This is a genomic window from Paenibacillus chungangensis (assembly GCF_042675905.1).
Lineage (GTDB): Bacteria > Bacillota > Bacilli > Paenibacillales > Paenibacillaceae > Pristimantibacillus > Pristimantibacillus chungangensis.
In genome coordinates, this window is the sequence record NZ_JBHTJZ010000002.1 from 22,788 (window position 1) to 45,784 (window position 22,997).

Here is a 22,997-nt window from a genome sequence, read left to right on the forward strand (position 1 = left end):
TTTATTGTATTCAAAACGAAGGAATAGTAGAAAGGATGTGAAAAAAGAGTATTCAGCAATAGGGCTAGAACAACTTAGTTACATACTGCCAGGAGGCGAAAACGACAAATGTCTAAACAGTCAAAAAGATGGATTTGTACATGGCTCGCTGTCATCATGTCATTGTCATTATGGAGTGCAGCAGGAGCAGCAAAGAGCTTAGAGATTGACGATATTAGCGGTCATTGGGCTGAGGATAGCTTGCGGAAGTGGATTGATGATGGGTTGTTGCGTGGCTATGGTGAAGGAAGTTATAAACCGGATCGTGAAGTAACGAGAGTGGAATTGGTAGCCTTGATGAATCGTGCATTCGGATTGGATGATAAAGGCGAGTTAACATTCTCGGATGTCGACGAGAGCAGCTGGAAATACGAACAGATTGCCGTTGCTGTGGAAGCTGGCTATGTGAAAGGTTATACCGATGGTACCTTCCGACCAGATCAAGCGGTAACTCGGGAACAAGCTGCATGGATGGTCTCAGGCTTGCTGGAGCTTGAGAATGCTTCATTGGAGGCACTCGATCAATTCCACGATTCATCGAATATATCCGAAGCGGGGAAACCAGCTGTAGCTGCTCTTGTAGCGGAGAGCATTATGAAAGGCAAACCGGACGGAAGATTCGATCCGACGGGAGAACTGACTAGAGCGCAAGGCGTAACACTGCTCGAAGCGGCCATCTCGTTCGCTAATCCGCTTACCGTATATGAAGAGGCCGGTGTGTACGGACCTTCTGAGGGGATGACCATCATACCCGGTGACGTTGTCGTGTCGGCAGCCGGTGTCACACTGCGGAATGTGACCATTGAAGGCAACCTGACCATTGCAGAATCGGTGGGCGAAGGCGATGTCTACTTTAAGGGAGTAACCGTGAAAGGCGATACGATCGTACAAGGCGGGGGAGCCAACTCCATCCACTTCGAAGACTCCGTCCTTGTGAGAGTAGCTGTAGACAAGAGAGACGGCTCGGTTCGGGTCGTCGTCGTCGGAGCTTCGTCCATTCAGTATGTAAAAGTGAATTCCCCTGTGAAGCTCGAAGAGTCGGGCGTAACGGATAGTGGATTCGCCAACGTGGAGATAGCCGAGTCGCTGCCTTCTGGTTCGAAGGTGGATCTGGTCGGTCAATTCGAAAGTGTGGAAGTATTCGCCTCAGACATTAAAGTCAGCGTACCAAGCGGTTCGATTAATGAGTTAACAGTACAAGAAGGCGCGGAAGATACGGAAATCACGCTGGATAAGCAAGCTACTATCATGAAGCTGGTGTTAGAAGCAGTAGCTAGCCTGCTTGGACAAGGCAAGATCGAAGAGGCGGCTGTCAACGAAAAAGCGGCCGGTTCCAAGTTCGAAACAAATCCGGACAAGACAGAAGGAGCGGGCGCCGATAAAGCTACATCGGCACCAACGGTTGTTCCACCTGGGCCAGTAGCAACTCCTAACCCCACTCCCACGCCAAACCCGACACCGTCGCTAGAGCCAACACCGACACCAGAACCAACTCCAACACCGCCAGCGTGCGAAGGAGTGGACTGTACAATCGCATCACTTGAAGGCTTGTCCATTGGCGGCGGCTTTACGTTGAACCAACTGGATGGCAATTACTATACAACGGGAGAAACGGGCTTCGATTCAGATGTATTCGCATACAGCGTTGTGACCGACCGTGACATGGAGAGTGTAACAGTACCTGTAACGGTGTCGCAATCTACCTATACGACAAGCAATTACAATATATGGACAGGATCGTATGAACATGTCGGTTCAGGGATTGTGACGGACGAGCCCATTCAGCTCACGATTAACGCTATGGAAGACACGCGCATATCCGTGTATGTAAATAGCGGAGATCAATTACGATCGAAGCGGTATGATATCTTTGTTCAATATCCGCGTACCATACAGGAAGGTTTTACTATAGACCGTAACAGTTCCTATCAACACTCCGATGGGACTTGGGGATATAGCTACTCATTAATCGGTCATACCGTTAATGGGGAGAGAGTGCGTGATAACGATACGATACAGATCTTTGCAACTAATACCGATATAGATCCGTTCCAGGAATGCGGTTACGCTTATTGTCATATTCCAGTCGAAAAATTGCAATCCAATACAGGTGAGTGGTATGTAAAAGTATGGAGAGACGGACAATTGTTAGCTGAAGGGGAGTACCCATACAATATTACTCCCATTCCATTGCTATCCGGCGACTTCGGTATTGAGACAGTGATGATGAGTAAGCAGCAGTTGATCGATCAATTTTTGGAGCACCACTCTAGCCGTCCGTATAGTCATGGCTATATTCGGAATGTTGATGCGAACAAGCTTTTAGAACAGCTTCCAAATGCCAAATTTATAGCTAGCAGCCATGAACACATTCATATGCCACGCAGCACATGGCCGGATGCTCTAGTGTTAGATGATGTTAAACAAAATACAGGACCGGCTGGTTATTCATCAAGAGGAACCCTTCACAGGGCAAATCGACTAAACGAACATTCAACAGGTAAGCAGCAATTCGATGGGGCATTCTATCTTCAATCGGATAGCACTGATATTGCAAAGACGGTAGATGACAAATTCATCTATACGGTCTTCTACGATGAAAACCTTGAGCCGATCGGCTATATTGTCGAAGCAGTTGTATTCGATGAAAATCATGTTGCGGACGGTTACACGCCAACGAATCATTGGAACCCGCAGCAGCCATAATGGAACTTAGACAGAGCAATTGGCATGAATAGAGCAAGGGGGTGTCCCAAGGTCTTATGACCCGGGTCACCCCCTTGCTTGTAGTAGACGAACGGGCTATGGAGCGTCCTGCCTGACGCGCTTACCCGAGCGAGTAATGGAAGCCTCGACGAGCACCTGCATGGCGTCGACGCTGCACTCCGCGCTGGCTGAGCTCAGCTTAATACAGGACAGCTCCGTGCAGGCAAGAATGACGCAACGGCAATCATGATCTGTCACTAGTTCGCCGATGAGTGCTTCCAGTTCTTCCGGCGAGAAGTCCTGATTGCTCTTCACATTCGTATAGATGATGTCCATGACCCGGGCCTGCATCGTCTCATCTGGGGTATACAGCTCCATGCCGTATTGCTTGCAGCCAGTGGCATAGATGCCGCTCTGAACAGTGCCGCTCGTCGCCAACAGGCCGATTCTGATGCCGGAGCCATACTTCTCGTAGATGAGACGCAGCGTCTCGTCCACCATGTTGATAATCGGTACGACCGTCATCGCCTGCATGTCTTCATAGAAGTAATGCGATGTATTGCATGGAATGGCGATATGGGCAGCCCCCGCTTGCTCCAGCAGCTTCAGATCCTTCGCCACCGCCTCCAGGAACTGCTCCGGCCTGCCTCCCAGAATAACGCTCGTGCGATCAGGGATTGTCGCATGGTTCAGAATGATCATATTAATATGCTCTTGATCCTTCTCGGCCGCAGTGCAGGTTATAACCTTGTCGAAGAATACTGCAGTAGCCTTCGGTCCCATCCCTCCAATTACGCCTAAGCTCTTATGTTCCATCGTTCAACCTACTTTATAGATATAGTATCGATTAAATTTAGCGTCTTCCGCTCATGATTTCATTGACGATCTCCGCTTCATTGAAGGGCACCTCAGTCTTGCCGATCACTTGCGTCGTTTCATGTCCCTTGCCAGCAATAAGAATGACATCATCCTTGCGGCTAATATCAATAGCATGCTCAATCGCTTCCCTACGATCGACAATGCCGCAATAGGTGCCGCCTGCCGCTTCGATAGCTGCGGATACCTCGGCAATAATCGCATCGGGATCTTGATCCTTTGGATTGTCGGATGTGACGACGGCAATGTCGGAATAATCCGCCGCTACCTTGGCCATCGCCTGCCGCTTGCCGCTGCCCTCGTCTCCTGGCGCAGCATAGACGCCGAAGACAAGGATGAGTCTTCCCTTCGTGTATGGCCGGAGCGTAGTCAAGGCTTTCTCCAGACTATCCTCCGTGTGCGCGAAGTCGACGATGATCTTGCGTTCCTCATCCCGGTAGACGACCTCCAACCGCCCTCTAATGCTCTCGACGGCTCTAATGCCTGCCGCAATGTGGTCCACAGCAATGCCATGCGCATATGCCCAGGCGACAGCTGCCAGACTGTTATAGACATATATGCTGCCTGGCAGATTCACCTGAATGGTGATGCTGCCGGTTGGGGTATGCACCGCATACGTCGTATAGTCCTCGTAGTAGCGTATATCCGAAGCCGTAATGTCCGCCTTCTGCTCGATGCCGTAGGTGACTAGCTTCGTATCTCTGTCCCGCAGCCGCTCAATTAAGCGGCGTCCGAAGAGGTCGTCGCTATTGACGACATTGAAGCGGGAGGTGAGGTCGAACAGGCTGGCCTTCGCCTCGAAGTATTCCTCCATCGTGCGGTGAAGCTCCAGATGATCCGGCGTCAGATTGGTGAAGATGCCGGCGCTGAAGCGAGAGGCTGCGGCGCGCTTCAGGCTGAGCGCGTGGGACGATACCTCCATGACGCAGTAATCGACACCGGAGCCCGCCATATCGGCGAACATATGCTGAAGATGCAGCGATTCCGGAGTGGTAGGCGTCGTCGACTTCGTCTTCAGCGTCTGTGTTCCAATCATGGCGCCGATGGTGCCGATGACGCCGACTCTGCGCCCTGCCGCTTCCAGAATGGATTTGACGAAGTATGTCGTCGATGTCTTCCCGTTCGTACCGGTTATACCGATCAGGTCAAGGTTGTTCGTAGGGTGTCCGTAGTAGGAGGCTGCCGCCATCGCCATCGCCTCGCGCGTATCGTCGACTTTCAATATCGTGACAGGTCCTTCCACCTTGACATCTTTCTCTACCAGGACAGCGGCAGCGCCAAGCGCTATCGCTTTGGCAATAAATTGATGACCGTCCACTTTGAAGCCGCTTATGGCGACAAATAGCCCGTTCTTCTCTACTTCTCTGGAGTCGAAGGCGATAGAGGATATGTCTATATTCGTATCCCCTTGCAAGACAGTATAGTTGATTTCGGCCAGCATGGAAGTTAGAAGCATACCATCAACTCCGTTTTTACGCATAGTGAGTTACTTTCTTAACAGCTTCCTGACAAATTTGCCGCCGATCATGGAGACGTAGGCCATACCCGGCTTGGGGTCCGACCATTCCCATATAGCGGCCGTCTTCGGTCTGAACAGGGAGCGGAACACTTGACCTGCCGTCAATTGCTTGGTCTTGATATAGTCACGAATGGCAAGCATGTCTTCATAGAAGTACCAGAATGCGCGACCGGTCGTATGGGTGAAGGACATCGGCTTCAGAGGCGAGCCGGTCAGCTCCCGGTACGTAATATAAGGCATATTAAGCCCCACTTCATAGAGCATATAGTTGAAATTGGTCATACGCACATTGACTTCAATCAGATAGAATTGTCCGGTGTCGGCGTCCTTCTTGAATTCGATCTCGGCGAAGCCCTTCCAGCCCATCTTCTCCAGAAATGTGCCGCCAATGTCATATAGCTCGGGCACATGCTTCTGAACAGTGAAGACAGATGCTCCAAAGTTGATTGGATATTGGCGGAACTTCTGGCAGGTCGTCCAGTGAGTCACCTTGGCGTCCTGATTCAAATAAGCGTCGAACGTATACATATGATCGTCGAAGCCGGGAATGATGCGTTGCACTATGACCTCGAGATCAGCTTGTGCCGCCTTCTCCAGCGCCTCTAGCAGCTCCTTCCGGTTGTGTACCTTGAACAGCTTGCGTCTGAACTTGGCGACAAATGAAGGAGAGTCCGTCGGTTTCACGACACAGGGATATTGAATAATTTCATCAATCCGGTTCAGGAAGTTGTCTTCGTGAATTCTGACCGTCTCAGGCACGTTTACGCCGTTCTCCTCGGCTAGACGGTGTAGTATTTCCTTGTTCATCATTTTCGTATAGAGACCTTGCTCCGTCTGCGGGATGAGATAATATTGCCTTAGTTCCTCCAAGTACTCATCGATGACCTCGACATAGGAGTCATGGCAAGGGAAGAGCACCGGAGGGGCGCTTTGCTTCCGGGCATAATCCTTCAGGAATGTGATGAAGGCAGATTTCTCGTCGCGGTAATGGGGAGCGATCAGGCGCTCTGACGTATATTTTGACAGTGCTCCGTATGCTCCTTCATGAGAATAATCCACAGCAACTGTATGTATCCCTTGCTTGCCCAGACAGCGAATGACACTTAGTCCGATATAATAATTGCATCCTAGAATAACAGCCTTGTTGTTCACAATCAATCATCCCGCATTCCATAAATGTGTATGAAGTCATTGTACTTCATCACTACTTATATTACAATTGCGCGTTCCGGCTACAATCGGTCATGGGGAAGTCATTCGGTAGCCCATTCGGTAATGGGAATATGGGTCTGAAACATTTTTCCTAAACATGTCGAAATATGCCTGAAAATAGTAGGCGTTTGTCGACAAATTTTTACAAACTCCTCTGGAGATGAGGAGTATAATGATACCATTACCACATGATGACTAGAAGGAGCGTGCCTCGAAGCGAGCTATGGATAAAAAAAACTTGCTTAGACAACTGCATTCGCTTCGGAAGAAGCTGCATGAGATTGCCGAGGCAAGAGGCAGCCTGACGGATCCGGCCGTACTCGCTATAAGCGAAGAGGCGGACCAGTTAATTGTAGCGCTTCAGCAAATCCAACGAGAGGAAATCGCAGTCTCTTCGATGAAACGTGAAGAGAATACATGATTTATTGGCGTTCTCGCAGTCGACGAAAGAATCGGGTAAGCAGCATGGCGCATTCCGGCTGCAGGATACCGCTTGTGAGCTCCGTTTCGTGGTTGAAACGGGGCTCTTGTAATAAGTTCATAAGCGTACCTGCACACCCTGCCTTAGGATCTGTCGTGCCGTAGACGACACGCTTGACACGGGCTTGCACAATTGCTCCCGCACACATGGGACAAGGCTCCAGCGTGACATAAAGCGTGCAGTCGCTTAGCCTCCATGCTCCGATTGTCTCGCAGGCATTGCGAATGGCGACAAGCTCTGCGTGCCCGGTAGGATCCTGTTTCGATTCTCTTACATTGTAGCCACGGCCGATGATCTCATGATTCCGAATGATAACGGCACCGATGGGTACCTCTCCTATTTTCTCGGCTTTCTCGGCTTCGGCAATCGCTTCTAGCATCCATTCGCGATCTGTCTGCTCTCTTAACATATGTAATCACTCCTTAACTGCCCTTGGGTATTCAATTTATACAACGAACAAATATTCTAATGTTAACAGGCGGTGTATAACTCTGTGGACAACTAATTATTTGTTCACAGAGTTATACACAATTCATCCACTACTGTGAATGAGAACTGTTAGTTTTGTGTGCAAGATGTGTATAAGAACGTATAGATTGTACTTCAGCACCGATCATCTTGAAGAAGGATGTGTCGCTCTTTGTCCATTAAAACCAAGCTTTCTGTCGCCATTTCCTTTATGCTGCTGGCTGTAGTCATTGTATACCACTTGCTGAGCGAATATTCAATGGTGAGGGAAGTACAAGGCATGCTGCTTCGGTCAATGGAGAACACATCCAGACATGCTGCCATCACGATACATGAACATGAATCGCAAGCGTTAGACCGCTCTGATGATGCGTTATCTACAGACAACATATTTGATCGATTAAAGTCCATTAATCCGTATATTGAAGAGATCACGGTCTTCCGAGTGGGTGCGGAGGAGGTTGCTTATGGCACATATGCTTACTCTGATGCTAACAACGATTACCGATTTCTGCAAGAGGCGACAAAGGGTAACGCGGGGCTGCAGCAATTCAAGTTGAACGGGAACAGTTATTATAGAAGCTATTATAGGAGTGAACAATTACAGGACTATATTATCAGTATCGTATATGAGCGCGGAAGAACATTGGAACTGATGGGCATTCAGCGCAATAATATGTTATATTACACATTGATTTTCATCGCTATTTTACCGCTGTTTACGTATTGGCTGGTCAGTGTGATGATCCGTCCGCTCAAGGATATTTTATGGAAAGTGAATGAAGTGTCTTCTGTTCGATTTCATAAGCCAATTCTAATCAAGCGCAAAGACGAATTCGGGCTTCTAGCACTGAAGATTAACGCCATGTCGCAAAATTTGAGTATTTATATGAGTAAGCTGCGCAAAGCGTTCGAAGAAAATCGGCGAATGAAAGAGCATCTGGAATCCTTCATTAATCATTCAAACGACGCCATCCATCTGATGGATTTGGAGGGGAAGGTCGTACAAGTTAATCGCGCTTTCGAGCACTTATTCGGCTATGAGGAAGCCGAGGTGCTGGGAAGAAGATACCCTACCGTACCGGAGACGCACCGGATGGAGAAATGCCAGATGATCGGCTTGCTGCTGGCAGGGAAGAAGCTGCCCGCCCAAGAGACGGTGCGCATTACCAAGTCCGGCGAGCCGATTCCCGTCAGCGTAACGGTATCGCCTATTCGCGACGGGGATGGCACGATTCGCGCCTTTGCCAGCATCTGTAGAGATATGCGCAGCCGCAATAAGATGGAGGAATTACTGCGCCGTTCAGAGAAGCTTACGACAGTTGGACAGCTCGCAGCAGGTGTAGCGCATGAAATACGTAATCCGCTAACGACGCTGAGGGGCTTCCTGCAATTACAGAAGCAGAGTGGCAGCTTGAATCTGTCTCATGTCAATCTCATGCTGTCCGAACTGGATCGCATCAATCTGATCGTGGGCGAATTCCTTATCTTGGCGAAGCCGCAAGCGACCAAGTTCGTGACCAAGGATGTTCGCGATATAATGAAGGACGTGCTGCTATTCTTGGACAGCGAAGCCCATCTGCATAATATCGAGTTCCGTACGATACTGACGCAGGAGGAATGTCTGATCTCCTGCGAAGAGAATCAGATGAAGCAGGTATTCATCAACCTGCTCAAGAATGCGATCGAAGCGATGCCGGGCGGCGGCCCCGTCCATATCTCCATCCAGAGGAAGAGCGCGAGCATTGCCATCTCCATTACGGATGAAGGCATTGGCATTCCCGAAGAGATGATATCTCAAATAGGAGATCCCTTCTTCACGGCGAAGGAGAAAGGGACTGGCCTTGGTATCATGGTCAGCCAACGCATTATTAACAGCCATCAAGGCACTCTGGAGCTGCAGAGCCAGGTGAGCGTGGGGACATCCGTCAAGCTTACGTTGCCGGCTTTGACAGACGGAGCATGAACGGTATACTGGTAACAGGATGTAATTGGTGATTATAAGTAAGCCATGCAGCGAGGTGACAACAGTGCGGATCAATAAATTCATTAGCGAGACGGGGTTCTGCTCCCGTCGCGAAGCGGACAAGCTGGTTGAGAGCGGGCGCGTTACGATTAACGGACAGAAGGCTCTGCTTGGCAGCCAGGCGGAGCATGGCGACGACGTCCAGATCGATGGACGTCGTATCGGGGAGCGCAGGAGCGCTGTCTATATTGCCTTGAACAAGCCTGTAGGCATTACAAGCACGACGGAGCAGCATGTGCATGGGAATATCGTGGAATTCGTCGGGCACAAGGAGCGCGTATTCCCCATTGGACGGCTTGACAAAGATTCGGAAGGACTCATCCTGTTGACGAACGACGGCGATGTCGTTAACCCGATCTTGCGATCGGAAGGCAAGCACGAGAAGGAGTATATCGTGACGGTAGACAAGCCTGTGACTGCCGCCTTCCTGAAGGGAATGACGGAAGGCGTGCATATATTGGGCAGCATGACCTTGCCATGCAAGGTCACGCGGATCGGGGATCGCGTGTTCCGCATTGTTCTGACGGAAGGACGTAATCGTCAGATCAGAAGAATGTGCGAGGCATTCGGCTTCCATGTCCGGCGCCTTCGGCGTATCCGAATTATGAATATCCATCTGGGGGATCTTCCGAGAGGGCAGTGGCGCGATCTAACGGAGGATGAGAAGCGGGAGTTGTTCGGCCTGCTAGACTACAAGCCCGCCCCATAACAGAATAACCATCTTCCCCAAAAGAAGAAAGAAGCCTCCAAAACCACTATTAAAGTGGCGCTGGAGGCTTCTGTGTGGCTTGGCCTTCCCATCTATGGCTTCTTCACTTGAAGATTCTGAGGGTTGGTCTTGTCAATAAAGGTATGAATGATGGATACTTCGACGCGTCTGTTCTTCGCCTTGCCCTCTTCTGTCTCGTTATCCGCAATGGGATGATATTCCCCGTACCCGATCGCGCTGAAGCGCTCTGGCTCCAGACTGTCATTCTTCAGCAGAATATCAAGGAAGCGCACGGCCCGCATCGTGCTTAAATCCCAGTTGGAACGGAATTGCGCATTATTGATCGGCCTGTCGTCTGTATGACCGGCAATGATGACGTCATAGTCCGGATACTGCTCCAGCAGCTTGGAGATGGCGATGGCCAGCTCCGTTCCTTCCGTGTTGACTGTCGCTTGGGCGGGAGCGAACAAGGCACTGTCGCTTATCGTAATGAGCAGTTGGGACATATTCAGCTCGGTCTCCAGGGTGGAATCCAACCCGTTCTCGTTAATATAGGCATCCATTTCTTCCTTCAATTCGTTCAGCTCGGCTTGTTCCTGGACAATGAGCTCTTCTTCGCTCAATTCGGACTGTTGGCTGCTGTCTTCTTTATCCTCTTTCTTGTCATCCCTCTCCGTGTCATCGCCCTTCCGAATAACCGAAGGCATGTCCAGCACGCCGCTTCCGTTGTTAAGCGCGAAGTTGAAGGCGCGGGACATATCCTCGAATTTCTTCACATCTACGGAGTTCATGGAATACAGGACGATGAACAAGGCAAGCAGCAAGGTAAGAATGTCCGCATATGGAATCAGCCAGGACTCATCGATATGCTCTTCATGGTCCTGATGCTTACGCTTCCTGCTCATCGGCCCCTTCCTCCTTCTCCGCCATCTTCTTCCTCTCGGTTGGGGTCAGGAAGACGGACAGCTTCTGATTGATGGCGATTGTAGATACGCCGGATTGAATGGACAGCAGTCCTTCAAGCATCATGAGACGAATCTGAATTTCCTGCTTTGATTTGCGTTTCAGCTTATTGGCAAGCGGATGCCACAGGACATATCCTGTGAATATACCCAGCAAGGTAGCAACGAACGCGGCCGCAATGGACTTGGCCAGATGCTCCATATCGCTCATATCGGCCAGAGCTGCGATCAAGCCGACAACGGCGCCAAGAACCCCGAGCGTCGGCGCATATGTGCCGGCTTGCGTGAAGATAAGGGCCCCCGCCTTATGGCGTTCCTCTGTAGCGGCGATGTCTTCCAGCAGCACATCGCGCACCAGATCCTGATCGTTGCCGTCAATAATCATGCGCATGCCGTTGCGCAGGAAGGAATCTTCAATTTCATCGACCCGAGCCTCAAGCGCCAGCAAGCCTTCGCGGCGAGTGATGGAAGCCCACTCCATGAAGCGGGTAATCAGCTCTTCACGGGAAGCCAGTGGCTGTTCGGTGGTGGCGATTTTGAACAGCTTACCGACTTTCGCCAGCTCTGACATAGGGAATGCAATCATAACGGCTGCGACGGTGCCGAGAATAATGATCAAGAATGCTGCGGGATTGAATAAAGCGGACAGCTTTGCCCCTTTTAAAACCATTCCGCCAAGTACGGCTACGAATCCAAGAATGAGTCCAATAATAGTTGAGTTTTTCATCATACACCCCGTCCAGTACGTTTTCGACATTTCTCTACTTTTATTTATATCGTCAAAAGGGTATTCTGAAGTTATAGCAAAGAAGAAGCTGTGGCAAATTTGCCGCACTTTCGAAGGGAGCGAGCACATATGGGAGTCAGACATGCGAGAGAATATGCGGATATCTTAAAGGAGCTGACAGAAGCGGTCGGCAAGATTGAACGGGGCTATTCCTTCTTCGAGATGGAACAGGAGGAGTGGACTGCATTGCCTCAGGGAGAGCGCGGTGAAGTGATGGAAGCGCTAGCGGATGATGTGTTCTACGGGCTTGGCGAGACACCGGTTATCGAAGTTGGCGATGGCGTCATTACCTATAACAACAAGCACCATATTATCGAAGTGTCGCAAGGGGACAACGTTATCCAGATCGTCAGGCTCATTTAAAACTGGAAGGAAGCGGCTGTTTTTGTAAGGGGCGGAATTCACTGCGAATCCGCCCCTTATTTGTATAGAGACGCAAAGCGATATCGTTTATAATGAATGGAACGCATGGAAACGCTTTCTTGCTATTGCGAACAGGGGGATTGTCATGAGGAAAAAACACTTCTTCATAAAATTGCTGGTGGCTTATCTTGTCATCATCGTTTTGTATACATTAATTGCGGCAGGCGTCTTCCTATATAAAAACACGGAAATCGTCGGTCTGGAGCTGAAAACCAAGCAGGAAAGCTTCTTGCTTGGGATGGCGGAACTGTTGGATAATCGCTTCAAAATTGCTCAAAGCCTCATTCATCAGCTGCAGGTCAGTCAGGCGGTCAAAAGCTATGTCCAAAATGACCGGCATAATTACTACAATATTACGACGGTGTATAAAGAGCTGGAGAAATTAAACTCTACCTTCTACGACCTGGGCATTCGCATCGACCTGACAAGGGCGGGAGACAGTCTGGTCATCAAGCCGGAGAATACGATCAGCAGATATTATTACGATCAAGAGATGGCCTTTCAGAATGCCAGGGAAATTGCCATTCCTTATAAAAACCGGTACAGCGGTCTTAATCAAGATATAACAGCCTATATCAAGGAAAGCGGCGATGAAAACGGATTTCTGATGACCTTTGTCACCCGGACGCCGCAATATACAGGACCGGACCTGATCTTCTTCACTTCATTCTACGGAAGCTTTATCATGCCCGGATTGACCAAGGAAAGCCAAGAAGCTTTCTACATCGTTAATCCGGAAGGAGCGGTGTTATCTGCCTCGACACTGCAGGAAGAGTATCCTTCGCTAGGAGAGACGATAGCACACTATGACCTCCCGATAGCGGAAAGCTTCATGACGGCAGAGCATGACGGGCTGCAGCTACATATAGCGAACTCTGCGATATTGCCGGGATGGAAATATGGATATGCCGTGCCGAAGCGTTCCTTCTTCGCCGATCTGCAGCCTCAGCTCATTGGCATTGGAGCGGCTACCTTCATCTGCATGTTGCTCGGCATGCTTGCCGCCTATATGCTGAGCCGCACGATGTATCGTCCCATTGGACGCGTCGTGGCGATGTTCAATGGCTTCGACAACAACGAAGGGCTGGATGAGATGGCATTCATTAGCCGGACGGCGGTGAAGATCCGCAGAGCTAATGAACAATTGAAATCGATGATGCTGAAGGAACGGGCGCCGCTGAAGGATATGTTCCTGCGCGACATGCTGCATGGCTTGCTGACAGGGGAACAGATAGAGGCAAGGATGAACAAGCTGCAGATGCAACTGTCGGGGGGACCTTGGACGGTCGTTGTGCTGGAAATGTCTAATTATGCGGAGCTTAATGCGATCTATTCGCGTAGCTCGCTGCTGGACAAGAAGTCTCAACTGATACACATCATGGATGAGCAGTTAGGCAGAAGCAGGATTTGCCAGCTCGTGGCGCTCGACTTTAAACGGTTCGCTGTACTGCTTCATGAGTCATGCACGGATACCGTCAAGAAGGAAGTGCAGCATGCGCTCATACACATGGAAGCCAAGGTCGAGAGTCCGTATACGATCGGGATAACGGCGGGCGTGGGGGCCCCCGCACAAGCGCTCGAGGAGACCGGACAGTCTTATATAAGCGCAGTGCGAGCGCTGGAGTATCGATCATTTCTGGACAAGCGAACGGTTGTCGCTTATTCCGATGTAGACACTGCGCCGCGCGGCCAGTATTATTATCCGCTCGATATCGAGCGTGATCTGATCAGCAGCGTACAACAAGGGAAGCGGGAAGAGGTCGCGGCCATATTGGAGCGCTTGTTCGACATTAACTTCCAGCAGCGGGTTCCCCAGCAGCAATCGCTTCAACGATTCAGCCTGGCGGTACATGCGACGATAGAACGGATACTGCAGCTCTCTAATCTGCAAGACATGCAATGGGAAGATATGGAGTTGGATAAGATTCATCCGGAATCGCAGCAATTGTGGCAGCAAAATATTCGGAACCGATTTCATCGTCTGCTTGATGAGATCAACAGGGAGCGAGAAGGTGCCGACAGCGATCTGGTAGAGAGATTACTGCAATATATTCATGAACACTATCATGAAGATCTTTCATTGACCGACTTGTCGAGCCAGCATCATTTCTCGCCAGGTTACATCAGCACGGTGTTCAAGCAGTATACGCGACAGAATTTCAAGGATTATCTGAATCAGTATCGCGTTCGCAAGGCGAAGGAAATAATGGGAAGCGAACAAGTGAAAATCGCGGATGTGGCGCTTAGAGTCGGCTGCAACAATACGAATACATTTATCCGTATCTTCCGCAAGTACGTAGGGCAGTCTCCGGGGCAATACGCAAAGCAGCAAAACTAAAGAAACAGCAGTAAATAATAGTAAAGAGGGGGACGAATATGGGAAAGGAAACGTACTTGGACGTGATGGAGCGTGTAATTAAAGCTTATACGAATCAACAGCTCATTCTGAGGAAGAGACGGAACGGAGACTATCTCGATATTCAGTCTTACGCTAGATTGACATGCGTGCTGGCTTGTCTCATTGACGGAGGACGAATGGCGAACCGGCAAGAGCTGTGGGAAGGCATGATGACGGCATGCTGCAGGGAGCTTCCGCAGGTGTCCGGCAGCATCGAATCCGACTTTGCGGTGAAAGATATTATGATGGCCTATACCGTGATGAAGAATCGAGTAAAGCAAGCACGATTGGAAGAGTGGCGACGGGACTTGATCGCGATGGATCCATTCAAGCAGTATCAGTATGTGATCGGGAAGTTGCAGGATGAGTCCAAGCTGCACAACATTAACATATACAGCATGGCGGGCGAATATTTACGGGAACGGGAAGGCATGACGGATACGGAAGCTTATTTCGCCGAGCATTGGCCGATTCAATTGAAGCGATTCGACAAGAATGGCATGTATAGGGATCCCGGCTGTCCCATGCTGTATGATGTAACGACACGTTGTCAGATTATGCTGATGCTTCACTATGGTTACCGCGGATCATTCTATGAAGTGCTGGATCGACATCTGCGTAAGGCTGGCCAGATTGGTCTCTACATGCAATCCGCCACCTTCGAAGGACCCTACGGGGGCCGTAGCAATCAGTACCTGTTCCATGAGGCGCTGATGACCGCATGCGGCGAATTCGAAGCGAGGAGATATGAGGAAGAGGGCAATCCGGAGCTGGCCGGTATGCACAAGAGAAGCGCCAAGCTTGCCCTGGAATCCGTACAGCGCTGGATGGATGCCGATCCGCCGCATCATATCAGGAACGGATACAGCGTTGACAGCGGGTGGGGAACCGAAGGGTACGGTTATTATGACAAGTATATGATCACAATGGGCTCTTTCCTGGCGCTGGCCTATCTGTTCGCTTCCGATTCTGCCGTACCCGAGAGGCCTTGTCCGGCAGAGACAGGGGGATATGTCGCGCAGACTTCCCCCTACTTCCATAAATTATTCGCAAGCGCCGGAGGCTACTCCTTGCAGATCGACACGAACGGAGACCCGCAATACGATGCGACGGGCCTGGGCCGCATACATCGTTATGGAGTACCATCGGAGCTATGCTTATCCGTGCCATTATCGTCAGGAGACGGTTACAAGGTGGGAGAGGGTGTCGGACGTCTGCAAGGCTGTCTGTCTCCAGGCTGGCAGAAGCCGTCCGGCGAAGTGCAATATTTGAGCCAACTGGGCGAAGGGTTGAGGAACGAACTGCAGGTATTGCGGGAGGAGCAGGATGATGTCGCCTTTCAGGTGACGTACAGCGGTTCTTGCATGGAGGGCTGCGAGGCGGTCAGGCTCGTGTATCATGTGGGTCCGAAAGGCGTTACAATCGATACGGAACTGATTCATCCAACTACGCAAGCCGTATATACATCTGTGCCGCTCCTAGTTACCAATGGACAGGATACCGCTACAATCGACTGCGAGCCGGGGCTCGTTCGGGTGCGACTTGGCGACAGTCTCTATCAAGCCAGCTTTAATGGTGAGATCGTCATCAGTGAAGAGGCGTACGGCAATCGCAACGGCGAGTATAAGCTGGCTCAAGTGAGGACAGAGGAGATGAGCACATCAATGGTCATTAAGCTATTGAAGGCGTAATGCCAGGCTATGTTTCAAGGTATTTGAACCAGATTGTGAAAAGGAGCTCCTGCATCATACGTTGCAGGAGCCCCTTCATATGTGGCAGTCTACTCGTTCTGCCAGTTATGCATCAGATAATAGCCCGATGCTTGCAATACGCGCATGGCATCTGCGTTGATCAAATCTGTGTTCTCGGTGTCGGTTAGGTGCTTCAACAATTGCCTTAGATGATGCTGCGCTTGTTCGTCATGGCCTTTCATCTGGTGGTGTACAGCCGCCTTTAACGCATTCGCCAGCTTCTTCGTCAGAGGGTGCAGCAGCTGGTCGGATGCCGCGTATTCGTTGATGCGGTCCTGAAGGAACACAGCATTCACCTGATCCGCGCTAAGCGTATAAGACATACGGATATTGTCGTAATAAGCCGTCGTCATCCAATACTGTGAGCAGAAAGCGACCACTCTTGCCGTATGCGCGCTTTCCGGAGCCGTACCCTTAATCGTGACCGACTGCCATGCTCCTGCTCCGCTTGCCACTTGTGTGCTTGACTTGGCGAGCTCCTTGCCATCTTCATCATAATAGCCGATGTACAGCAGCGTTCTTCCCTCTTGCAGAAATACGTCAGCGGTGAGGGTATAGTCCAAGCCCGGCTGTACGGGGAACGCATCTGAGCCTACGGCGACTGTGCCGGTCTGGCTGCTATCCTCAATCTTCAAGCTGTATTGGCCGGAGCTGCTTCTCTCGGTACTGACTCCAGCGTCCGCGTTCGATTGATACAGCGTCGACCAGCCTGGAATGTCCGTAGCGGATACGAATTGCTCGAAATCATGGTTAGGGAGCGGAATCGCTACTTCCACATCCGGGATCGTGACACCGTCCGATACTTCGATCATGGCCAGCTTGGTACTGTCCATACCGTAATAGATGTTCCCGTCATCTCCCAAGGCCATGACCGGTGTCTTGCCCAGACGGACATATTCCAGCGTCTTGGGATCAAGTACGGTAAGATGTCCAGCCGGCGTGGAGTAGAGCAATCCGTCATCTCCCCAACGGGAGTATACCGGACGCCACTTTCCATACTGAGATACACTGGCATCGACGGCGATTGCTTGACCATGTCGAGAGAGTCAGGATCAAGAGCGAACAAGGTGCCGTCGGCGGCTGCCCAGAGCAATCCGTCCGGCCCGAATGTCAGCCCGTTAATCATCGTCGGAGCTGTGGCTGCGCCGGGAATTTCAGGAGTGAACTCGATCGTTTTTTCATTCGTCGATAAATCCCATACAAACATTTTTGCTACAGTTTCCGTTGGATTAATGCCTTCCCCGCCGTGAATGGAGGTGGAGCCGTAAAGCTTGCCGTCCCTGTAAGCGAGGCCCACAATGCTTTGATTGTATACCACATCATGGAATATGTCATGTTCATTGGTCGTCGGATCGTAGATCGTTAAGGCTCCGCCTAACAGCCCATAGTCAGGGATCGTGCCGATATACAGCTTTTCATTATCCGTTGTCATGATGAACGGCCGGTCTTCACCTTCGATCCAAGCTAACCGGTTCTCCGATCTCTACTGGATCGGAGAAGGACCGTTCAACGAAAGCATCGGCTTTGCCGGGGAACAGGGCAATACTTGCGGTAATGATCAGTGCCAGCGTTAGGGATACGGCGGAACGAAGGTTCATGTTCAGTCTCCTCCTTTATCGATTATTGAGACATAAAACGATCGTAAGCTTGCTGCTCAAGCTGAAGCATCTCCTCAACGCCCATGCTCTTCAGGCTTTTCTGGAATGCGGCGAACGAATCGTCAGTCAAGTCTTCCGCGCCGAGAATCCACTTCTGCGACATTTCTTCTACATAAGTTGTAATCGCGCTTTTCAGAGTCGTCAGCTTCTCTCTTTCTTCATTGGTATAGCTGACAGTCGGGTATTGCTCCATGAACACGTTGGCTTTCGTATACATATCTTCGCCTTGCAGCGCAATGGCATTAGACCATTGTCTTTCATAATCAAAGTTTTGATGGAAGCCGATTTCAATCTGAACGCCGTCTTCCTGTAGTGCGGCCAATGTGCCATTCTCAGCTTTCAGGTATTGTTCTTTAAATACCGGCTTGCCGTCCACCATATCGTAATGCACGTCTTCAATGCCGAAGTTCATGAGACGGCGGCCTTCCTCAGAGAACCAGAAATTGAAATATTTGATCGCCTCTACTTTATGTTTGCTCGTGGAAGCGATGCCCCACCCACTGGCCGCTACTTCCGCTCGCTTCGTTTCTTCGCGTATTTGGCCATCTACGCTTGCCGGAGGCAGCATGGGCATGAAAGCAAAGTCCGGGCGCTCACCTTGCAAGATATCGTTATAGCCGGCTGTGCTTCCCAGCCAGTCATGCGTCACTCCGCCACGGTCTTCACGCAGCATAATGTCCCGGCCTTTCGAGCCGCGCGTGAAGATTTCGGGATCGATCAGTCCTTCTTTATACCAATCAGCGATATTTTGCACGCCTGTCTTGTAAGCGTCCTCATAGGGTCCGAAGCCTATCTTATCATTGGCTAGGTACAGGCCGCGGTTCGCATTCCAGAAGACAAGGAAGTCAAGAGCCGCAGACTTCATTCTGGCGAAGAAAGGCACTTCATCCTTCTGGCCATTACCGTTAGGATCCTGCTCTCGGAATGCTTTCATGACCGTATAGAACTCATCGACGGTAGTAGGCGTCTCCAATTGCAGCTTCTCCAGCCAATCCTCGCGGATGAACCAGCCTTTCGCCACTTGTCCGTCCGGGATGAAGTTGATGAAATAGATGTTGCCGTCTGAAGCGGTGGCGTGGCGTTTCAGATCCGGACGTTCTTCGAACAGTGCTTTGATATTGGGGGCATGCTCGTCAATCAGATCGTTGAGTGGCTCGAAAGCGCCCTCAACACCGTAATTATCATACACGTCCTTCAAATTGAAATGAACGATATCCGACAGCTCCCCGGAAGCCATCGTAATATTGAACAGCTCTTTGCTGTTCGTGGCGCTGCTTGGCGCCGTTCCTTTCAGAGAGACGTTGGTCAGCTCGGCAGCCTTCTGGAATACCGGCCAATCATCCTGATAGGAAACATTGTCGCCGAAGTGCATATGAATCGTTAACTCAAGCGGGTCTTTCGTTACAAGATGGCCTGAAGTTCCGCCACTCTTCTTGTTGTTTCCAGCGTTACCAGCATTGTTGGCGCCTGCATGTGAACCGTTTTCAGCTTTGCCGTCAGAAGCGTTCGGCTCTTTCTTGCTGTCTGCGCAGCCCGCAAGCAATGACATGGTCATGGCGAATGCCAATAGCAGGATGAATCCGTTTCTCTTTTTAAACATAGTATAATGTCCTCCCTTTGTATTAGCCTTTAACAGAACCGATCATGACCCCTTTGACGAAGTAGCGCTGAATGAAAGGATAAACGGCTACGATCGGTATAATAGAGATGATGATAGTGGCATAGACAACGGTTTCTTGTGAGATGGCGGTAGCTATATCTCTGGACGCCATCATTTCCTCACTCAGGTTCAATTCCACAATGAGCTTCTTGAGCAGCACTTGAAGCGGAACTTTGTCCTCGTCCTTTAATAATACCATGGCCCAGAAGTAACCGTTCCAACGCAACACTGCGTAGAACAGGCCAATCGTCGTGAGTGCAGCCTTGGATAAGGGCAAATAAATCTTCCATAAAATCTGAAAGTCGTTCGCGCCATCTACCTTGGCAGATTCTTCAAGATCGTTCGGTATGTTCTGGAAGAATGTCCGCATCAAGATGACATAGAAAGCCGACACGGCAAAGCCTATAATGATAGCTGCGCGGTTATCTAGCAGTCCCAAGTCCCGGAAGTTAAGGTACATCGGAATCATGCCCGCATTAAACCACATCGTGAAGGCGATCATGAAGCTGAGGAACGTGCCGCCCAGCAGCCGCTGCTTGGACAGCGGATAAGCGCCCAGAACGGTAAGCAGAAGGCTGCATGCCGTGCCGACTACAGTATAGTAGATGGTGTTAGCGTAAGCCATCCATATGCCTTCGTATTGCACGACCTTCAAATAGGATTGCAGCTGGATATCAATCGGCCACAGCCAGACAGAGCCTGTCACGACGGCTTCCGAAGAGCTTAGGGAAGCGGACAGCACATAGACGAACGGATACAAGGCGGCCAAAGCGAATAGAGTGAGCGCTATATAATTGAATACGGCAAATATCTTTTCTCCTGATGTTGGTTTCATCGGCTCCCCCCCTTTACCATAGCCCGGTTTCCGTTAGTTTCTTGCTGGTTCTGTTGGCGAATAAGACAAGAATCAAGCCGATAAGACCGTTGAACAGTCCAACTGCCGTGGCAAGATCATACTGTCCCTCCTGCAACCCTGAGCGATAGACGTACGTGCTGATCACATCTGCCGTCTCGTAAGTGGAGGGCTGATAGAGCAGAATAATCGCTTCATAGGACACTTCCATCATCGAGCCGATCTTCAGTATAAGCATAATCGCAATCGTAGGCATCATCGCCGGCAAGGTGACATGGATCGTCTGCTTCCAGCGATTGGCGCCATCCATGACAGCGGCTTCATAGAGAGCCGGGTTAACGGCTGTAACTGCTGCCAAGTAGACGATCGTGTTGAAGCCGGCTTCCTTCCATATGTCCATAGAAGCGATGAAGATCGTCCGGAAATAGTCCGGCTGCGTCAAGAAATAGACCTTCTCCCCGCCGAACATGCTGATGACCAGGTTGACGATGCCGTTGCTAGGTGCCAGGAAATTGGTCACAATACCTGCTACGACGACGACTGAAATGAAGTGAGGCAAATAAGTCAGTGTCTGAACGGTCTTTTTGAACAAGGCATTACGGATCTCATTCAACAGCAAGGCAAGCGCAATCGGAACAGGAAAGGCAAAAATAAGCTGATAGAAATTGATGATAAGCGTATTTCGCAAGGTCCTGATAAAATAAGGACTATCAAAAAAGGTGATAAAGTTTTTCCAGCCTACCCAGGGACTATCCGCCATACCTTTCCACACGCTGAAGTCTTTGAATGCGATTTGCAGCCCGTAAAGCGGTTTATATTGAAAGATGATGTACCACAGCAGGAATGGGATGAGCATAATGTACAGATACCGATCCCGAATGATCGAAGATCGAATATGACTGAATTTCATAAGAGCGTTTTCATCTCCTTTCATCGGGATGGATATTGCCTTCGCGAAGTTGACTTAACTGTATGCCATCCGGCATGACGGTTCAATCGCTACTTCTTCATCGCATCACGATTCTTTCATGGCATCGATAATGCGAACAAAAAGTGTACATTTTTTCAGGATCATCAAAAGCGACACTATTTCGTATATAATGAAGAAATTCAATGTGATGGCAGGATAGATTAAGTTTTAAAGGGGTTATTGCTGAATGAAGAGGTTGATATGGATCGGCTGTCTCTCATATCTTGTGATCGGGATTGCCCATGTGGTCGGAGGAGCTGTGCTGGAGCCGATGATGGCGCATTACGGTCTGGCGTATAAGGATGGCGGGCAGTGGATCATGAATCAGTTTCTCGGTTTTCTTGCGGGAGTGTTGTCGGCGCCCTTCTTATCGGGCAAGATGGGGAAGCGGGGAGTCGTCTTGCTTGCTATGGGCGTACTCACCGTAAGCGAAGCGGCTTACAGCTTATTGCTCCCTTGGGGCTGGATGCTCGCTGTCGCTCCCTTTGCCGGCTTCGGCTTCGGCATGACGGAAGCGATCGTCGGCGCCATGGTCATCGATCTGGTGAAGAATGGCAAGGCTTCGGCTGTTAGCCGTCTGGAGACATTCTTCGGTCTGGGCGCGCTGCTTATTCCCATTACGGCAGCTTTTCTTATTCAACATCATATCTGGCAGCTGTCGTTCCCGATTCTGGCTGCGCTTTCCGGCATCACTTTCGTGCTGTGGCTGTCGATGTCCTTCGGCAATGAGACGGACGATTCGTTGGCCGTGCAGCACTCTGCTGGTAAAGTGAATTCACCCGATGCCGCCGTATCTGTAAAGCATGGCAAGAGGGGGCAAGCAGGCGTGTATGGATATGCGTATTCGGCCCTTCCGTTCCTCGCGCTGTCTGCTCTGTTCTTCATGATTTACGTAGGCATGGAGATGAGCTTCTCCAATTACCTGCCCTCCATCATGATTGCAAGATCCGGCATGGAAGAAGCGGGAGCAGCCGCTGTGCTGGGCTTATTCTGGGGGATGGTCGTTGTCGGACGACTATTCGCCGGAGTACTGGCCGATCGGATCGGCTATGTCCGCTATCTGGTCTATGCGACGATAGGCGCGACGGTTGTCATCAGTCTGATGAGCATCGTCGAAGGATTGACGGGCATGCTCATACTAACCGCATTGTGCGGCTTGTTCTTCTCCGGCATGTTCGGTATTGCACTGGTCTATGCGAATGAGCTGCTGCCCGGCATGACCGAGCGGACAACGAGCATACTTGTCGCCTTCGGCGGGCTTGGCGGAGCGATCTTCCCTCGTATGACAGGCTGGATGATGGATGCTTTCCATGCAGGAGCGACGTTGTGGTACATTGCTGTGCTTGTAAGCGCGCTTCTTGTTCTGCTTATCGTGATGCTGGTGCTCGGTCGTAAGCGCAAGCTGACCCTTACATAATGACTAACGGCGATCGGTTATGTCCAAGGCAAGGGGAGAACGACAGTAACGTTGAAATTCGGCAATATGAAGGCGAAGGTTA

20 protein-coding genes are annotated in these 22,997 nt (G+C 50.4%); 8 read left to right on the forward strand and 12 right to left on the reverse strand.

Annotated elements, in window-relative coordinates:
* Positions 1-108 precede the first annotated feature (108 nt).
* Positions 109-2,745, forward strand: coding sequence for an S-layer homology domain-containing protein (locus tag ACFQ2I_RS00130; protein ID WP_377561401.1), 2,637 nt, complete (start codon positions 109-111; stop codon positions 2,743-2,745).
* Positions 2,746-2,841: 96 nt separating this feature from the next.
* Here ACFQ2I_RS00130 and ACFQ2I_RS00135 read toward each other — a convergent pair whose 3' ends face one another.
* Genes ACFQ2I_RS00135 through ACFQ2I_RS00145 form a run of 3 tightly spaced genes read right to left on the reverse strand, consistent with a single transcriptional unit; the run spans position 2,842 to position 6,292 of the window.
* Positions 2,842-3,561, reverse strand: a complete 720-nt coding sequence (locus tag ACFQ2I_RS00135) for an aspartate/glutamate racemase family protein (protein WP_377561403.1) — start codon at positions 3,559-3,561, stop codon at positions 2,842-2,844.
* Between the two features lie 37 nt (positions 3,562-3,598).
* Positions 3,599-5,077: a UDP-N-acetylmuramoyl-L-alanyl-D-glutamate--2,6-diaminopimelate ligase gene (locus tag ACFQ2I_RS00140; protein ID WP_377561404.1), complete on the reverse strand. Its 1,479-nt coding sequence runs from the start codon at positions 5,075-5,077 to the stop codon at positions 3,599-3,601.
* A 30-nt stretch (positions 5,078-5,107) separates the two neighbouring features.
* Positions 5,108-6,292 carry a carboxylate--amine ligase gene (locus ACFQ2I_RS00145; RefSeq protein ID WP_377561405.1) on the reverse strand — a complete coding sequence of 395 codons (1,185 nt, stop codon included), beginning with the start codon at positions 6,290-6,292 and terminating at the stop codon, positions 5,108-5,110.
* A gap of 298 nt (positions 6,293-6,590) precedes the next feature.
* On the opposite strand from ACFQ2I_RS00145, the gene ACFQ2I_RS00150 reads away from it, so the two are divergent.
* The gene (locus ACFQ2I_RS00150) at positions 6,591-6,773 is read left to right on the forward strand and encodes a Spo0E family sporulation regulatory protein-aspartic acid phosphatase (RefSeq protein WP_377561406.1); all 183 of its coding nucleotides are present in this window, start codon (positions 6,591-6,593) and stop codon (positions 6,771-6,773) included.
* Position 6,774: 1 nt separating this feature from the next.
* Here the strand turns inward: ACFQ2I_RS00150 and tadA are convergent, their stop codons facing one another.
* Complete coding sequence (gene tadA, locus ACFQ2I_RS00155) at positions 6,775-7,242, reverse strand: tRNA adenosine(34) deaminase TadA (protein ID WP_377561408.1); 468 nt, start codon at positions 7,240-7,242, stop codon at positions 6,775-6,777.
* A 231-nt stretch (positions 7,243-7,473) separates the two neighbouring features.
* On the opposite strand from tadA, the gene ACFQ2I_RS00160 reads away from it, so the two are divergent.
* Positions 7,474-9,267, forward strand: a complete 1,794-nt coding sequence (locus ACFQ2I_RS00160; RefSeq protein WP_377561409.1) for a PAS domain S-box protein — start codon at positions 7,474-7,476, stop codon at positions 9,265-9,267.
* A 64-nt stretch (positions 9,268-9,331) separates the two neighbouring features.
* Positions 9,332-10,036, forward strand: coding sequence for a 23S rRNA pseudouridine(2604) synthase RluF (gene rluF, locus ACFQ2I_RS00165; RefSeq protein ID WP_377561528.1), 705 nt, complete (start codon positions 9,332-9,334; stop codon positions 10,034-10,036).
* 92 nt (positions 10,037-10,128) lie between these two features.
* On the opposite strand, the gene motB is transcribed toward rluF, so the two are convergent.
* Both motB and motA read right to left on the reverse strand, forming a co-directional pair.
* Complete coding sequence (gene motB / locus ACFQ2I_RS00170) at positions 10,129-10,941, reverse strand: flagellar motor protein MotB (protein ID WP_377561410.1); 813 nt, start codon at positions 10,939-10,941, stop codon at positions 10,129-10,131.
* Complete coding sequence (motA, locus tag ACFQ2I_RS00175) at positions 10,925-11,725, reverse strand: flagellar motor stator protein MotA (protein WP_377561412.1); 801 nt, start codon at positions 11,723-11,725, stop codon at positions 10,925-10,927. Before motA ends, motB begins: the two co-directional genes overlap by 17 nt.
* Before the next feature lie 129 nt (positions 11,726-11,854).
* Between motA and ACFQ2I_RS00180 the strand changes: the two genes are divergently transcribed.
* From ACFQ2I_RS00180 to ACFQ2I_RS00190, 3 genes are all read left to right on the forward strand, one after another.
* Positions 11,855-12,148: a hypothetical protein gene (locus ACFQ2I_RS00180; protein WP_377561413.1), complete on the forward strand. Its 294-nt coding sequence runs from the start codon at positions 11,855-11,857 to the stop codon at positions 12,146-12,148.
* 145 nt (positions 12,149-12,293) lie between these two features.
* Complete coding sequence (locus ACFQ2I_RS00185; RefSeq protein WP_377561414.1) at positions 12,294-14,546, forward strand: AraC family transcriptional regulator; 2,253 nt, start codon at positions 12,294-12,296, stop codon at positions 14,544-14,546.
* Between the two features lie 38 nt (positions 14,547-14,584).
* Positions 14,585-16,297: a hypothetical protein gene (locus tag ACFQ2I_RS00190; protein WP_377561415.1), complete on the forward strand. Its 1,713-nt coding sequence runs from the start codon at positions 14,585-14,587 to the stop codon at positions 16,295-16,297.
* 89 nt (positions 16,298-16,386) lie between these two features.
* On the opposite strand, the gene ACFQ2I_RS00195 is transcribed toward ACFQ2I_RS00190, so the two are convergent.
* From ACFQ2I_RS00195 to ACFQ2I_RS00220, 6 genes are read right to left on the reverse strand one after another with little or no spacing between them, the layout of a single operon-like run.
* Positions 16,387-17,226 carry an FIMAH domain-containing protein gene (locus ACFQ2I_RS00195; protein ID WP_377561529.1) on the reverse strand — a complete coding sequence of 280 codons (840 nt, stop codon included), beginning with the start codon at positions 17,224-17,226 and terminating at the stop codon, positions 16,387-16,389.
* Complete coding sequence (locus ACFQ2I_RS00200) at positions 17,166-17,789, reverse strand: hypothetical protein (protein WP_377561416.1); 624 nt, start codon at positions 17,787-17,789, stop codon at positions 17,166-17,168. The genes ACFQ2I_RS00195 and ACFQ2I_RS00200 overlap by 61 nt, the downstream gene beginning before the upstream one ends.
* A 16-nt stretch (positions 17,790-17,805) precedes the next feature.
* Positions 17,806-17,955: a hypothetical protein gene (locus ACFQ2I_RS00205; RefSeq protein ID WP_377561417.1), complete on the reverse strand. Its 150-nt coding sequence runs from the start codon at positions 17,953-17,955 to the stop codon at positions 17,806-17,808.
* A 22-nt stretch (positions 17,956-17,977) separates the two neighbouring features.
* Positions 17,978-19,615 (reverse strand): extracellular solute-binding protein, encoded by a 1,638-nt coding sequence (locus ACFQ2I_RS00210; protein WP_377561418.1) that lies wholly within the window; start codon positions 19,613-19,615, stop codon positions 17,978-17,980.
* A gap of 22 nt (positions 19,616-19,637) precedes the next feature.
* Positions 19,638-20,510, reverse strand: a complete 873-nt coding sequence (locus tag ACFQ2I_RS00215) for a carbohydrate ABC transporter permease (RefSeq protein WP_377561419.1) — start codon at positions 20,508-20,510, stop codon at positions 19,638-19,640.
* Positions 20,511-20,523: 13 nt separating this feature from the next.
* On the reverse strand, positions 20,524-21,438 hold the full coding sequence (locus ACFQ2I_RS00220) for an ABC transporter permease (RefSeq protein ID WP_377561420.1): 915 nt from the start codon (positions 21,436-21,438) through the stop codon (positions 20,524-20,526).
* A gap of 247 nt (positions 21,439-21,685) precedes the next feature.
* Here ACFQ2I_RS00220 and ACFQ2I_RS00225 point away from each other — a divergent pair, with 247 nt between their 5' ends.
* Positions 21,686-22,915: an MFS transporter gene (locus ACFQ2I_RS00225; protein WP_377561421.1), complete on the forward strand. Its 1,230-nt coding sequence runs from the start codon at positions 21,686-21,688 to the stop codon at positions 22,913-22,915.
* The last annotated feature ends 82 nt before the right edge of the window (positions 22,916-22,997 follow it).